At 38.1% G+C, this 14,690-nt stretch carries 14 protein-coding genes; 3 read left to right on the top strand and 11 right to left on the bottom strand.

Going from position 1 to position 14,690, the window contains the following annotated elements; all coding sequences use genetic code 11:
- The first annotated feature begins 324 nt into the window (after window positions 1-324).
- From GM418_RS12995 to GM418_RS12985, 3 genes are read left to right on the top strand one after another with little or no spacing between them, the layout of a single operon-like run.
- The gene (locus tag GM418_RS12995; protein ID WP_217447789.1) at window positions 325-1,500 is read left to right on the top strand and encodes an acyloxyacyl hydrolase; all 1,176 of its coding nucleotides are present in this window, start codon (window positions 325-327) and stop codon (window positions 1,498-1,500) included.
- Window positions 1,497-2,186 carry a 2-phosphosulfolactate phosphatase gene (locus GM418_RS12990; protein WP_158866927.1) on the top strand — a complete coding sequence of 230 codons (690 nt, stop codon included), beginning with the start codon at window positions 1,497-1,499 and terminating at the stop codon, window positions 2,184-2,186. The genes GM418_RS12995 and GM418_RS12990 overlap by 4 nt, the downstream gene beginning before the upstream one ends.
- 42 nt (window positions 2,187-2,228) lie before the next feature.
- Complete coding sequence (locus GM418_RS12985; RefSeq protein ID WP_158866923.1) at window positions 2,229-3,404, top strand: MalY/PatB family protein; 1,176 nt, start codon at window positions 2,229-2,231, stop codon at window positions 3,402-3,404.
- On the opposite strand, the gene GM418_RS12980 is transcribed toward GM418_RS12985, so the two are convergent.
- The 11 genes from GM418_RS12980 to GM418_RS12930 form a co-directional block, all read right to left on the bottom strand.
- Window positions 3,405-4,160, bottom strand: a complete 756-nt coding sequence (locus GM418_RS12980; RefSeq protein WP_158866921.1) for a LytR/AlgR family response regulator transcription factor — start codon at window positions 4,158-4,160, stop codon at window positions 3,405-3,407.
- Window positions 4,141-5,211: a sensor histidine kinase gene (locus GM418_RS12975; RefSeq protein ID WP_158866918.1), complete on the bottom strand. Its 1,071-nt coding sequence runs from the start codon at window positions 5,209-5,211 to the stop codon at window positions 4,141-4,143. The genes GM418_RS12980 and GM418_RS12975 overlap by 20 nt, the downstream gene beginning before the upstream one ends.
- Window positions 5,212-5,228: 17 nt before the next feature.
- Window positions 5,229-6,206, bottom strand: coding sequence for an NAD-dependent epimerase/dehydratase family protein (locus GM418_RS12970; protein ID WP_158866915.1), 978 nt, complete (start codon window positions 6,204-6,206; stop codon window positions 5,229-5,231).
- Window positions 6,203-7,021, bottom strand: coding sequence for an SDR family NAD(P)-dependent oxidoreductase (locus GM418_RS12965; protein WP_158866912.1), 819 nt, complete (start codon window positions 7,019-7,021; stop codon window positions 6,203-6,205). The genes GM418_RS12970 and GM418_RS12965 overlap by 4 nt, the downstream gene beginning before the upstream one ends.
- Window positions 7,011-7,469 (bottom strand): DUF2062 domain-containing protein, encoded by a 459-nt coding sequence (locus GM418_RS12960; protein WP_158866909.1) that lies wholly within the window; start codon window positions 7,467-7,469, stop codon window positions 7,011-7,013. Before GM418_RS12960 ends, GM418_RS12965 begins: the two co-directional genes overlap by 11 nt.
- On the bottom strand, window positions 7,466-8,101 hold the full coding sequence (locus GM418_RS12955; protein ID WP_158866907.1) for an SRPBCC family protein: 636 nt from the start codon (window positions 8,099-8,101) through the stop codon (window positions 7,466-7,468). Before GM418_RS12955 ends, GM418_RS12960 begins: the two co-directional genes overlap by 4 nt.
- Before the next feature lie 192 nt (window positions 8,102-8,293).
- Window positions 8,294-9,280 carry a glycosyltransferase family 9 protein gene (locus tag GM418_RS12950; RefSeq protein WP_158866904.1) on the bottom strand — a complete coding sequence of 329 codons (987 nt, stop codon included), beginning with the start codon at window positions 9,278-9,280 and terminating at the stop codon, window positions 8,294-8,296.
- Between the two features lie 58 nt (window positions 9,281-9,338).
- Complete coding sequence (atpC, locus tag GM418_RS12945; RefSeq protein WP_158866901.1) at window positions 9,339-9,581, bottom strand: ATP synthase F1 subunit epsilon; 243 nt, start codon at window positions 9,579-9,581, stop codon at window positions 9,339-9,341.
- A 17-nt stretch (window positions 9,582-9,598) separates the two neighbouring features.
- Window positions 9,599-11,104, bottom strand: a complete 1,506-nt coding sequence (gene atpD, locus GM418_RS12940) for a F0F1 ATP synthase subunit beta (RefSeq protein ID WP_158866898.1) — start codon at window positions 11,102-11,104, stop codon at window positions 9,599-9,601.
- A 119-nt stretch (window positions 11,105-11,223) separates the two neighbouring features.
- Window positions 11,224-12,207, bottom strand: a complete 984-nt coding sequence (locus GM418_RS12935) for a polyprenyl synthetase family protein (RefSeq protein WP_158866895.1) — start codon at window positions 12,205-12,207, stop codon at window positions 11,224-11,226.
- 5 nt (window positions 12,208-12,212) lie between these two features.
- Window positions 12,213-14,612, bottom strand: coding sequence for an efflux RND transporter permease subunit (locus GM418_RS12930; RefSeq protein ID WP_158866893.1), 2,400 nt, complete (start codon window positions 14,610-14,612; stop codon window positions 12,213-12,215).
- Window positions 14,613-14,690 lie beyond the last annotated feature (78 nt).

Genomic DNA, 14,690 nt, shown 5'->3' with positions numbered 1-14,690 from the left:
ATTTGTTTAACATGAATGTCAATACAAACATATATGTTTTTCAGCATAGTGTTGTAAAACATATATTAAAATTATCTGAAATAAATGTAAAATTAACATTCAAAATTAACATTGGCTTTTTTATTCCATAAAACACTGATAAACAATACCAATAAAGAAATTTTGCTTTATATCAAAAATCATGCCAAATCAAAAATACACATGTTAACTAATCAATAAATCAAAGGAGAGGATATTCTGGCCATTTTCTAATTTTATGAGTTATTCGCTATATCCACCTAACAAGTGTTATATTTCGCTCTGATTTATTGTGTTTAACAAACCTTGAATAAAACCAACATTAATTATCGTATGCCCAAGGCGCCACAATGGATAAATTCAAAAAAACAAGACACTATTGTTGTTATATTACTTCTCTCTTGTTTGGTCTTCGTTATCCCCTTTACAAATTCAGCTTTCGGACAGGAAAGCCTCAGATTAAGTTATATATATGGTAATATTCATCCTCATAACAGTTTAATTACACCGTTAGTAAAAGAGCCGGTGAAGGGATTCACAGTTGGATATACGTGGAAAAACCACCGCGGTGGAGAGTGGAGACGATATTTTAATTACCCAAACCACGGTATTAGCTACAACTATATGTCATACGGAAATCCTGAAATTCTGGGAAATTCTCATTCTCTTCTATACTATCTTCAGTTTTCTTTTCTACCTAAACGCAAATTTTTCGATGCCGGAATTATTGAATATACGGGGATAGGTTACTTTGAAAAAAAATACGACCCTGCTAACAATCCGGAAAACCAGGCAATCAGTACTCATTTTAATATCGGGGCTACCATCAGATTTTATGCAAGAGTCAGAATAAAGCCAGTTTATATTGAATACTCAAGCGGCTTAAATCACTTTTCCAACGCGTTAATAAAATCTCCTAATTTGGGGATAAACGTTAAGAACAGAAGTATTACCGTGGGGTATGAATTTGAAGATCTTCCTGTTCGCAAAAAAGCTCCAGAAACGGATGGTAACATAAAATCCCGTCATGAATGCTGGATTTACGGGGCTACCGGAATAAAAGAAATTCAAGGAATGGAAAACAAAAACTACTTCCCTGTAAATGCATCTTTAAATTACAGCTACCGCACTTCTGCAGTTAATAAAATGGGAATAGGTTTGGATTTTGTTTATGATCCTTCCATTGAAGACTATGCATATTTAAACTATAACTACACCGGAGAGCCATCTCTAAACTTTAGGTATGGAATAAGTTTACACAACGAGTTTATTCTTGGGAGAGCAGGAATATTTGCTTCATACGGATTAAATCTGCAGATGAACGAGTACTACACGCGGCAACGATACTATAAAGCGGGTGTAAAAGTTTACTTTAATAATTTAATAGGAGTTGTTTTATTGCGGGCAATTCCTTTATTTCGGGCTGATTTGTTAGAATTTGGTATCGGATACCGAATTGCGCCTAAAAGCAAAAAACAATGAACATTAACATCCTGCAACTTCTCGACGGTGCAAAAAAAGCACGGGGACTAACTGTAATAATTGATGTGTTCCGCGCATTTTCAACTGCCTGCTATGCATTTGATTTTGGAGCGTCGAAAATAATTCCGGTTGGAGACATCAATATTTCTTATTTATTAAAAGAACAAAATCCGGATTTTATTTTACTGGGAGAGCGGAATGAACAAAAACCACCCGGGTTCGACTTCGGAAACTCTCCATCGCTTCTTGTTAAAGAGAAAATTGAAGGTAAAACGCTTGTTCATACAACGAGTTCCGGCACACAGGGAATTGTAAATGCAAAAAAAGCGGATGAAATTATAACCGGAAGCTTTGTAAATGCCGGTGCAATTGTTCAATATATCAGGCAACAAAAACCTCGGGATGTTTCGCTGGTTTGTATGGGCTATGCCTGTGAATACCCAACCGACGAAGACACTCTTTGTGCTGAATTTATAAAAAATGAACTAAGCGGGATTTCCAACAACTATAAAAAAATGATCGAAATAATAAAAAAAGGTTCCGGCGCCCGTTTTTTTGATCCCGAAAAACAGGATTGGTCACCAAAATCCGATTTTGATCTGTGTTTAAACCTAAACCGTTTCAACTTTGTATTAAAAGTTGAAAAAGAGAACAATGTAAATTATTTGCGGAAAATTGAAATTTAATACCTTCGTCAACCGCAAATTTATACCATAGTATATATAGTAATGAAAAAATACAATTTTGATGAAATAGTTCAGCGTGAAGGAACCAATTGTATAAAGTACGATGCACGCGACTGGGCGTTTAACACCAACGATGTTTTGCCTCTTTGGGTGGCCGATATGGATTTTAAAACTCCCGATTTTGTTGTTGATGCAATTAAAAAAAGAGCTGATCATGAAATTTTTGGGTATACATTAAAACCTGAATCTTATTTTCAGGCCATTATTGGCTGGATGAAACGGCGACACAACTGGGAAATTCAGAAAGAGTGGGTTTCGTTTAGCCCCGGCGTAGTTGCCGGTTTAACAATGGCCGTTGAAACTTTTTCGAAACCCGGCGACGAAGTGATTGTGCAACCGCCGGTATATTTTCCTTTTTTTGAATGCGTAAAAGGCACCAAACGAAAAATGGTGGAAAATCCGCTAAAGATTGAAAACGGAAGATACACATTTGACTTTGATGACCTAAAAGCAAAAATATCGGGAAAGACAAAATTACTAATGCTCTGCAATCCGCAGAACCCGGGAGGAATGGTGTGGACAAAAGACGAACTTGCAGAACTTTCGACTATTTGTATCGAAAACAAAATCATGGTGATTTCCGATGAGATCCATTCTGATTTGATTTTCAAAAAACACAAACATATTCCATTTGCGACCATTTCAGAAGAGGCAGCCAACAATTCTCTGGTTTTTATGGCGCCAAGTAAAACATTTAACGTCGCTGGACTTTCCTCATCAATTGCCATTATTCCCAATAAAACAAATTTCGCCCGTTATGAGAGAGCTCTGGGTGTAGGACACCTGGGCATGGGAAATATTTTTGGTTCTGTTGCCCTGGAAGCAGCTTATGCTCACGGCGACGAATGGCTGGAACAAATGCTCGATTACCTTTGGGAGAACTATCAACTGGTTAAAGCCTTTATTGAAAAGAATCTTTCAAAAGTAAAAGTTATGCCTTTAGAAGCAACTTACCTTGTTTGGCTTGATTTCACAGAGTACGGAATGAAAGATGAAGAACTTTCGAAATTTATTGTTGAGGAAGCAAAAGTCGGACTAAGCAACGGCGGCCGTTTTGGTACCGGAGGCGACGGTTGGATGCGGATTAATATTGGCTGCCCGCAAAGCATTTTACAGGAAGGACTCGAGCGGCTGGGTCAAGCCTTTGAGAATAAATAATTACTGATCGAGCCACAGTTTAAAATCTTTGGCACGCTCACGACTTACGATTATATCTTCATCGGGTTTTGGTACCATTTCAATTTTGAAACGACTGTTAAACCATGTGTGAATGTTGCGAATAGATTCAATATTTATAATGTATTTCCGGTTAATTTGGAAAAAAAAACGGGAATCAAGTAATCCGGAAAGCTGCTCAATGGAATGATTTACCGGGAATTTTGAATTCTCAAATGTGACAGCAAAAGTCACGCCTTCATCAAACAAAAACCAGGCAATGTCCTCGCTTTTTACAGAGCGATACCTATCACCAACTTTAACGAGAAAACGCCTTTTTACTTCAGCTGCTTCCGGAAATACAATCTTTTTTAACAGATCGTTTTCCGGAGGAAGAAACATCTCCCTAAAACTGCGAAATTTGTCAAGAGCCATTTTTATATCCTGGTAATCATAAGGTTTTACAATGTAATCGATACTATTAACATTAAAAGAACGAAGTGCATATTCATTGTACGCAGTGGTAAAAATAACCGGAACCTTAACTTTTACGTCATCAAAAATCTCAAAACAATTTCCGTCGTTCAGCAAAATATCCTGGAAAACCAAATCAGGAAGCGGATTTTTCCTGTACCACTGAATACCTTCTTTTACCGACCCGATAACATCAAGCACTTTTATATCAGCATCGTATTTTTTCAGCAACTGAACAAGGCGCTGCGCCGTATGTTTTTCATCTTCAAACAGTAAAACTTTCATAATCTGATTGTTTTAACGACGGTATTTTAACAATAAACTCACCATTCTCTGTAATTACTGCAACTTGCTGCATTGAAATGAGTTCATATCTTCTTTTTAGGTTTTTCAAACCAGTTTGTGTGGACGGTTCAGTTTTAAGTCGCGGATTCAGATTGTTTCTTACAATTATAAAATTATCTTTTGTTTCTATAACTATCTTCAAAGGATCCTCCGGATTATATTTGTTATGGTTCACCGCATTTTCAACCAATAGTTGTAAAGTTACCGGTGGTATATATGTGTTTTCAATAAAAGACTTTGTAAGCCGGGTTTCAAGAAAAACACCATTATCGAGCCGGGTTTTGATAAGAAAATAGTAGGAGTCCAGAAAATCGAGCTCTTCGGAAAGTTTAACAAGATGAAATTCATTTTTTTCAATAATATATCGCAGGGTTTTCGACATTTTCACTATAAAATCGGCTGAAAGATCGGCATCCTCATAAACCAGTGAAGAAAGTACACTTAGGCTGTTAAACAAAAAATGAGGTTCAATTTGCGCCTTTAAAGCTTTGTATTGCGCCAGTAGATTTTCCTTCTCCAATTCCTGTGCCTTCAATTTTTCACTTTGGAGATTTCTTTGCGTTTCAAAATAACCGTCGAAACCAAGTATCAGTAGATACAAACTGGTTAAAGCCACTGTTAGTTCCGGATTTAGCAATGCTATCTGATTCCAGTTTTCTGCATTCCCGAACAGATAAACATCACCCAGGCGATACAAATGATTTAAAGAAGCTGAAAGAACAAAGCCTAAAATTCCGTGCAGAGATGTAAGTATAACAATACGATTTACTTCCTTTTTTAGGCTTTTTGTCAAATGATGAAAATAATCATTTAAAAAATCAGCAATCCACCAAATAAGCAATCCATAAGCCAAAAAAAACAGTGTAAACACCAGGCTCCGGATATTTACCTCAAATGGCCCGTGTGGAAATGATTGATCAAAACTTTTAATGACTATCTGAATAAGAAAAACCACCCAAAACCGAAGCCAGAATTTTCTTATTCTATTCATTTAGATTAAAATTTGAACTAATTATTTTTTTGAAACCACAAGATAGCTTTTTCCAATGATTGTTGCAGCGGAATCACTTCAAAATCAATCTCTTTAATTGCTTTTTCTGCTGAATAATAATTCCCGGTACATATCATTTTTGCATTTGTACTTGTTAACTGAACCGGAACTTTAAACCATTTTTCAAGCAGGTCGCCACCATAACCCAATAGTTTTAAAAACCACGAGGGGACAGGTATTAACAAAGGATTTTGCTGCGTAATTCTCATAACCGTTTTAAAAAAATCAACATAAGAAAGATTTTCGCCCGCTAAAAGATAACTCTCCCTTTTTTTGCCCTTCAGCATTGCATTTACAACACCTCCCGCAACTGATTTTGCGTCAACAAAATTTTTTCCACCCGGCGGGTAGAATACAAACCGCTTGTTTACAACATGAAAAAAAATTTCTCCGCTACTGGGTTTTACATCGTTTTCGCCTATCAGAAAAGTTGGATTTACAACTACTGTATCAAGTTCATATTGACCGGATTTATTTAAAACCATTTCCTGTGCTAATAATTTGCTGTACGCATAACCCGAGCTTTTTAGCCACAAAGGAAACGGATTCTTTTCATTTCCCGGAAAAACTTTTGTGCCATTGCCAAAACAGTTTGCCGTACTTACAAAAACAAAACGCGTGATCTTGTATTTTACACAGGCTTCAAACAGAAGTTTTGTACTTTGGACGTTGATTTTATAAAAAGCTTCGAGTTGCGATGGCGTTTGTGTCGTCCGGGCCGCAGCATGAATAGCATAGTCACAATCCTTTACTGCCTTTTCCACATCTGTTTTGTTTGTTATCCGCCCCTTAAAAAATTCGCAATTTAATCCTTTCAGGGCCTCCAGGTTGCTTCCTTTTCGTACCATTGCCCGCACATCGAATTTCCGGTTGAGTAATTCACGAACGATGTGCGACCCCAGCAAACCATTTGCACCAGTAACCAGTACCTTCATTTTAATGCTCCTCCTGCCATTTGGTTTGAAGCATTTATTTCCCTTTGAAGAGAAGATCTCATTATTCTGAGTCTCATCCACACCGGCACTATTTTGAAAACCAGCCAGCTCAATTTGTTCATAAATCCAGGAATAATCAGCTCATCTCCTTTTAAAAGTTTGCGCATACATATTTTGGCTACCAGCCGGGTTTCAAGCGTTGTACTGCGGATTAAGCGACTGTGACTTTCAATCCGCTGTGTAACTTCAGCATTTGTCCGCATTCCCCCGGGATGGGCAACACTCACGACCACTCCTGTTCCTCTCAGTTCAGCTCCCAATCCACGTGAAAATGAATATACAAATGCCTTTGAAGCCGGATAAACGGTTTTAAACGGCATCGGCCCAAAAGAAGCCATACTCGCAATATTCAGAATATACGCTCTGGATTGTCTTCTCAAAACGGGGAGAAGCAGGTGTGTCAACAAAACCAAGGCCCGCATATTCAATAATACAATCTGATCAATATATTCGGTTTTAGCTTCCAAGAACGATTTTGTACCGCCCACACCGGCGTTATTTATTAAAATTTCAATTTCAAAATCACCAATATTTTGTACAAACTGTTCAACTGCCCCAAACTCAGTCAGGTCAGTTTCAAATGTTTTCACCTGAATATTAAACTGTAAAGACAACTTTAGTCCGAAACGTTTAATGCTCTCGCCGGGCAGAGCCGTTAAAATCAGGTTTTTGCTCCTACCTGCACATTCCAAAGCCAGTTCCTTTCCCAAACCTGCGCTGGCGCCGGTAATCAGTGTATATTTTTCAATGTTCATCAGGGGATTTTATTTTTCGGGTTAACAGGGTGAGAGAAATATAATATCCAAGAATCATAGCAAAAATTCCGGTGATAAATCCTCCCAGCAACAATGACAGAAATACATCGGAACCAGCCTCAAAAATGGTCCTGGCAAAACCAATCCCAATCTTTTCCGGCATCTGAAATGCTGATTCTATTCCAAGAATCTTTTTGCCGAGCCAGTAATTAAACGCAAAAACAAAAACTCCGGTTGCCAGATTTGTATTAAAAACCCCGGCAATGGCTGCGGTTTTGTTCAGGCGGAAAAAAGAAGCCAGTGTTGCAGAAATTATTATTTGGAACCCCGGAAAAGGCAACATCCCCACAAACGACCCAAGAGCAAATCCTTTGGCAACCACTTTGGGTTCACCTTTTAAAGAGAACAGCCGTTTTACTCCATTCCGTTTTACAGTTTCTGTTTTCATTTTGTTTCGGCCAGTAGTTTTAACTCGTGGAAAGAATCGATAAATAGTTTCTGGATAACCGGATCCTGGATAAACCGGGGGAAAACCGGTTTGACATAAGAAACGACGCGATAGTCGACTTCAGTAGTTCCGCTTTTATTTGTACGGAATTTCCACTCACCAAAGTAATTCTGCACCCGTTCAACACCATCTTTTTTAGCAAAAAAATTGGGATCTGAATAGACTGAGATAGTTGTTTCATCACTGAAAATACGAACCAAATATCTGGTTACTAAATCTTTTTGTTTAAAGGGCCACGGATAATCCATTAAAGTGTAGGTCACCCAACTGTTTTCATTCAATTTTTTTATTTCACACTTTTTAATTCCCACCGCCCAACAATAATAATTTTCGACTTCGGAGAATTGAGGAAGAATCTCAGCCACATCTGCTTTAATTTTAAATTTGGCTCTCATCTCCCGTGTTTTTACCGTGTCGTTTACTATCCAACGATAATAAATGGAAACGCCCTTGGTTTCCCTGGCGAGCGCCCACTGCCCGGCTTCCTTTGTTTTACTTTCTTTTGCTTTGATATGAACCGGTACAACAATACATAAAAAGAATATAAAAAGTCCTGTTTTCTGTTTAATCATCTTTTATTGTTTTCTGTTTTAACCTCTAAAGTATTGTACATTGCAGGCCTGGAAAAAGGATTTCCTGTGAACCGGCAAATTCCTTTTTAAATCGTATAAAAAGACAACTGAAACGTTTTTATACTTTTTAAGTAAAGACAGAGAATCAGAATGATAGTGCGTTAAGAGGTGTTAAAAAATCAAAAAGGAAAATTAGTAATTCTCTTTTATCCACTGAACTGCTTTCTGCACTTCTATCTGATTCATACAATTAAAATGCTTTTTGGGACATTTATCAAACCCTAGTTTTGAACAGGGCCTGCACTTTAAATCTTTAACTTCGATAATCTTAGAATCGGGGTGAGCCTGGTAAGGATACATACCAAATTCGGGAACGGTATTTCCCCAAAATGATAATATTTTCTTTTTAAAAGCAGTGGCAATATGCATCAGCCCGGTGTCGTTTGCAAGAACCAGTTTGGCAGCACGAACCAACGATGCAGATTCATTTAAACTTAACTTTCCAACAAGATTTAATACGTTTTCGCCGGTTTCTGAATCCACTTCGGTTGCCTCATGAATTTCGTTCTGGCCTCCAAGAAGAATTATCGGAAAATCAACGGCATTACAAATTTCTACTTTTTTGGAAACAGGAAGCCTCTTTGTAAAATAGGTGCCGGCAATTACAAAAACCAAAAAACTCTTTTGAAAAAACTTTGGTAGCTTGTTTTTGTCAAACTGCTCTTTTTCAGGAATAAAAAAATCAAGCCCCTGTTCGTCATTCTGCACATCAAAAACCGAAACTGTATCCAAATACCGATCAACGATATGCCTCTCGGGCAAACGGTTGATTTTAAACTGAATCATCAAAAACTTCTTAAAATTGAGTTTCTCAAAAGAAAAAGCAGGCAATTTTAAACGACTTTTTATCCGGTTACTTCTAAAATTCTGGTGAAGATCAATAATATAATCCAGTTGCTCTTTTTCAAGCTCATCCAATAAGTCATTGATATTTTCATCCAACACATGAACTTTGTCGATGAACGGATTTGAGCGAACAATAGAAGCATGTTTATTTTTGGTAACATAATGAATTTCTGCATTATCTACCTGCTGTTTTAGCCCACGGATTACTGGTGTTGTTAAAACAATGTCGCCAATTGAACTAAATCGTATGATAAGGTATTTAATTTTCCCCATAAAATAAAAAACCCCGAAGATTAGATTCTTCAGGGTAATATAGTAATTTTTCTTTCTTTTAGACCGATTCCACCAACACAATGATTTTATTTGCCTTGTTTTCTACTACTCCACCATCGACTTCAAAGAGCTGTTCTTTCCCATTTTCCTCAACCACTTTTATGGTTCCCTTTTTCAAAGTAGAAATGATGGGTGCGTGATTTTTCAATATCTCAAAACCTCCTTTACTTCCTGGAAGTTGAACGAGTTTTACCTCGCCTTCAAAAACCTTTTTGTCGGGTGTAATAATTTCAATAAACATGTTTATCAAATTCAGGATTAATTATCGGCCAACATGCGTTCGCCTTTTTCAATCGCTTCTTCAATGGTTCCAACCAAATTGAATGCAGCTTCCGGATATTTGTCCACTTCACCATTCATAATCATATTGAAACCTTTAATAGTATCTTCTATTGAAACCAGTTTTCCGTCGAGCCCTGTAAATGCAGAAGCAACAAAGAATGGCTGCGACAAGAAACGTTGTACGCGACGTGCACGGTGAACCACCAGTTTATCTTCTTCCGAAAGTTCATCCATACCCAGGATTGCAATTATATCCTGCAATTCAGTATATCGCTGAAGCAACATAATTACATCTTGTGCGCACTTGTAATGTTCCTGCCCAACAATTTCAGGAGTTAAAATTCTTGAGGATGAATCCAGCGGATCAACTGCAGGATAGATTCCAAGCTCTGAAATTTTACGGCTTAATACAGTCGTTGCATCAAGGTGGGCAAATGTTGTTGCCGGTGCCGGGTCAGTTAAGTCGTCGGCAGGTACATAAACTGCCTGAACCGATGTAATAGAACCGTTTTTGGTTGAGGTAATCCGTTCCTGCATCACCCCCATTTCAGTAGCCAGCGTTGGCTGGTAACCTACTGCCGAAGGCATCCTTCCCAAAAGTGCAGACACCTCGGAGCCTGCCTGAGTAAAACGGAAAATATTATCAACAAAAAACAGAATATCACGACCGCCACCTTTTGAACCATCGCCGTCGCGCAAGCTTTCAGCAATTGTTAATCCCGATAAAGCCACTCGGGCACGGGCTCCCGGCGGTTCGTTCATCTGCCCAAAAACCATGGCCAGTTTTGATTTTTTAATTTTTTCGTTGTCAACTTTGGAGAGATCCCAACTTCCTTTTTCCATGGATTCTTTGAATTCTTCGCCATAATCAACAATATTGGCTTCAATCATCTCCCTTAAAAGGTCGTTTCCTTCACGGGTACGTTCTCCCACTCCGGCAAATACAGAAAGACCACTGTGTGCAAGAGCAATATTATTAATCAACTCCTGAATCAAAACGGTTTTTCCAACACCGGCACCTCCAAACAAACCAATCTTTCCTCCTTTTGCATAGGGCTCAATAAGGTCAATTACTTTTATCCCGGTGTAAAGAACTTCAGTTTCGGTAGTAAGCTCTTCGTATTTTGGTGGTTCGTTATGAATATTTAAACCTTCTTTTGGCAACTGTTCCAATCCGTCGATAGCATCTCCGACAACGTTAAGCAAACGTCCCAAAGAAACCTCTCCTTTCGGCATAGTTATCGGGCTTCCGGTTGAAACTACATCCATCCCCCTTCTCAGCCCGTCGGTCGCATCCATTGCAATACAACGAATCTGGTTTTCACCAATGTGCTGCTGGCACTCGATAATTAAACTATCCTTGCCTTCTCTAACTACTTCCAATGCATCGTAAATACTGGGGAGTTCGCTACCTACCTGTTCGAAACTAACATCCACCACAGGACCAATAACCTGGATGATTTTACCAATGTTTTTAGCCATTTATGTTTAGATTTTATATCGGTTTTTTAACTATCAGTTTTTTCACTGCCCAACAAATTTAGTATTGTTTTGCTTTTTTACAACGAAAAGCCCTTTTTTTTGGAGCAAATTTAACGTTGTTAAAAAACACGTTGAAGCATTTTATTACTCAGGCTTTTAAGCGGATTTTTAAGATCCTCAGATACTTTAAGCTCATCCAGAATTTCCAGTGAATGCAGATAAAATGAATCTATTTTTTTCCGGATCTGTTGCTGAACACCAATCTGATTATAAATGGCTATAACTTCCTTTACTTTTTGTTCAGGAATAAAATCCTCTTTATTTATCCAATAGTGCAGTCTCTCTGATTGTTCCGAATTTGCCATTTCAATCGCTTTTATCAGCAGGAAGGTCTTTTTATTGGCCAGGATATCGCCCCCTATTTTTTTTCCAAAAGTCTCCTGGTTTCCAAACGTATCCAGCATATCGTCCTGCAGTTGAAAAGCCAGGCCCAAATTGATCCCAAAGTCATATAGTTTTTTGGCCATTTCCTCCGGAGCATCAGCCAGCAACGCACCTGTTTTTAAACTACAAGCCAGTAAAACTGCCGTTTTTAACCGTATCATTTCCAGATATTCTTCTTCAGTAACATCCAGACGAGTTTCAAAATCCATATCAAGCTGCTGTCCTTCGCAAACTTCAAGTGCCGTTTTGGAGAACAAACGGGCAACATCAGTAATTCTTGCCGATTCAATTTCGAGCAAGTATTCGTAGGCTAAAAAAGCCATGGCATCGCCCGATAAAATGGCGCCGTTCTCGCTGAATTTTTTATGAACTGTCGGCCTGTTTCTCCGCACATCGGCTTTGTCCATAATATCGTCGTGCAAAAGCGTAAAATTATGAAAGACCTCGATTCCGAGAGCAGCCGGGATTGCCTTTGAAACATCTTCAGAAAATAAATTGTAACTGAGCAAAACCAAAACCGGCCGCAGACGCTTACCACCCATTTCGAGCGTGTAATCAACAGGTTCGTAAAGTCTCAACGGTTCTTTCTTCCTGAGTTCCTGCGTGCGTTTCTGAATTTCGGTATTTATTTTCTCAAGTAACTCTTCAAATGTAAACATACCTGCTACTTCTTATTTTCTTCTTCTTTGTACGATATCTCCAAGTCCTCCAGTTCAATATCTTCTTCCTCGTCGTAAATATGTAATAACGGTTCTTTAAACGATTTGGTTGTAGTTATTCTTTCCAAACTCGCCAGGAGCGAAGGCAGTAAAATCAAATTGGATGTAACCGCTACCAGCAAAGCAATGGAAACCAGAACCCCCAATGCAACAGTCCCTCCAAAACTGGAAAGCGAAAAAATTCCAAACCCAAAAAACAACACAACCGAAGTATAAAGCATGCTCACTCCCGTTTCTTTTAAAGCCAGAATAACAGACTTTCCGATATCCCAGCCGGTTACATTTAACTCCTGCCTGTATTTGGCCAAAAAATGGATAGTGTTGTCTACCGAAATACCAAAAGCAATACTAAATACCAATATTGTGGAGGCTTTTATGGGAATATCGGCATAACCCATTATTGCCGCGGTAAAAACCAGCGGAATTACATTTGGAATAAGCGACATAATTACCATTCTCCAGGAAGAAAACATAATGGCCATAAAACCCGAAATCAGAAAAATTGCCAGCGCCAGACTCTGAAATAAGTTTTTCAAAAGATACTGTGTCCCTTTGAAGGAAGTCACACTTGAACCGGTTACAATAACATCGTAATTATCAGACGTAAATATTGAATCAATATCCGATTTAAAATCAGCATACAATTCTTCCATCCGTTTGGTTCCAACATCTTTCATGCGAATACTTACTCGCGTAATCTGCTGTGTACTGTCCATAAACGAGTGCAGAAGGTTTGCATTTTCCTCACCGGTTTGAGCGTATTGAAGAATAAAATTTTTCTCTCGGTTATTGGGCAAACTGTAATAGTTTTCGCGACCATTATAAAAACCCTGTTTTGCAAATTTCAGCAAATTCAGCAATGAAAGTGAAGAGGAAAGCTCGGGATATTCAGCGAGTCGTGTCTCCAACTGATCGATCTTTCTGAAAGTTGTCATCTGCATCACTCCTTTGGCTTTTTTTGTATCTATCATAATTTCCAGCGGCATCAGCCCGTCGAAATTACTTTCAAAAAATTTCAAGTCAATATATATCGGATCATCTTTGGGAATATCGTCAACCATGTAACCTGAAGTTTTCATCAGAGAAATGCCATAAAATCCTCCGGCAAGAATTATTGTTGTGGCTACGTACACAGTTTTCCGACGATTTTGAGTAATGTTTATCAGCTGCGAGATTATCTTTGATATAAACTTATTATCCAGATGCTTGACATGCTTTGACGAAGGCGGCTCAATAAAACTGAAAATAATTGGAATCAATAACAGAGAAAGAACAAAAAGCCCCATGATATTTAAAGAGGCAATAATTCCGAACTCCTTCAACAAATTACTTTTTACGATAATAAAAGTGGCAAAACCGGAAGCTGTTGTCAGGTTCGTTAAAAACGTTGCATTCCCAATTTTTATGATTACCCGTTGAAGCGCCTTTACTTTGTTTCCGTGGCTTACAAACTCATGGTGAAACTTATTCAACATGTAAATACTGTTGGGAATACCAATTACAATCAGCAGCGGAGGAATCATTCCGGTAAGTAAGGTTATTTTAAAACCAAACAGCGCCAACATTCCCATCGACCAAACCACACCAATTAAAACAATAAGTACCGGAAAAAATACAGCTTTGAAAGAGCGGAAAAATATAAATAAAACGATAATACAAATAGCCAGCGCAAGAACGCTAAAAAAATACAGCTCCTTTTTAATTTGAATGGAATTAACCACACGAATGTATGGCAAACCGGAATAGTGTAATTTTATGTCTTCGTCTTTTTCAAACTGACGACTGACTTTTTGAATGGAACGAATGAGTTTTTCCCGTTCCTTTGACTTCATTTTTTCTTTGTTTACTGTAATCGCAAGCAGATAAGCATCCGTTTCCTTATTGTAAAGAAGCCGGTCGTAAAAAGGTAAACTCCGCAAAACTGTGGCATATTCATCCAGTTCTTTTTGCGATTGCAGTGTATCGGGAAATACCTTAACAACCTCAAACTGTTTCTTTTCAGTATCCTTTACAAGATTGTAGGAATTTGCAACCGAAATCAGGTTTTCCACGCCATCAATTGCTGAAAGCTCGGCACACAACCTTTGCCAGCGATGAAAATGGGCAAGATGAAAAAAATTGGAATCTTGTGTTCCGATAACAATCAGATTTCCTTCTTCGCCAAAAACTTCAACAAAATTTTGATAGTCCTTGTATGCCTGATCCTTTTTGGGAAGTAACGACGAATATTCGTACGACATTTCAACCTTTTGTGCATGATAACCCAAAAAGCCGGTTATTACAACCAAAACGACAAGCAATAAAATTTTATTCCGAAGGATAATGCTGGAAACCCTAAGCCACATACGATCTCATGTAAATAAACAATTTGGCGAAAATAAGACAATTATTCGGATTAATAAAAAGAGATTCCCTGCAATCAC

Origin of the sequence: Maribellus comscasis (assembly GCF_009762775.1) — a bacterium.
Classification (GTDB): Bacteria; Bacteroidota; Bacteroidia; order Bacteroidales; family Prolixibacteraceae; genus Draconibacterium; species Draconibacterium comscasis.
Note: the sequence above shows the minus strand (reverse complement) of the source record. Positions and strands in the feature narration are given on the sequence as shown.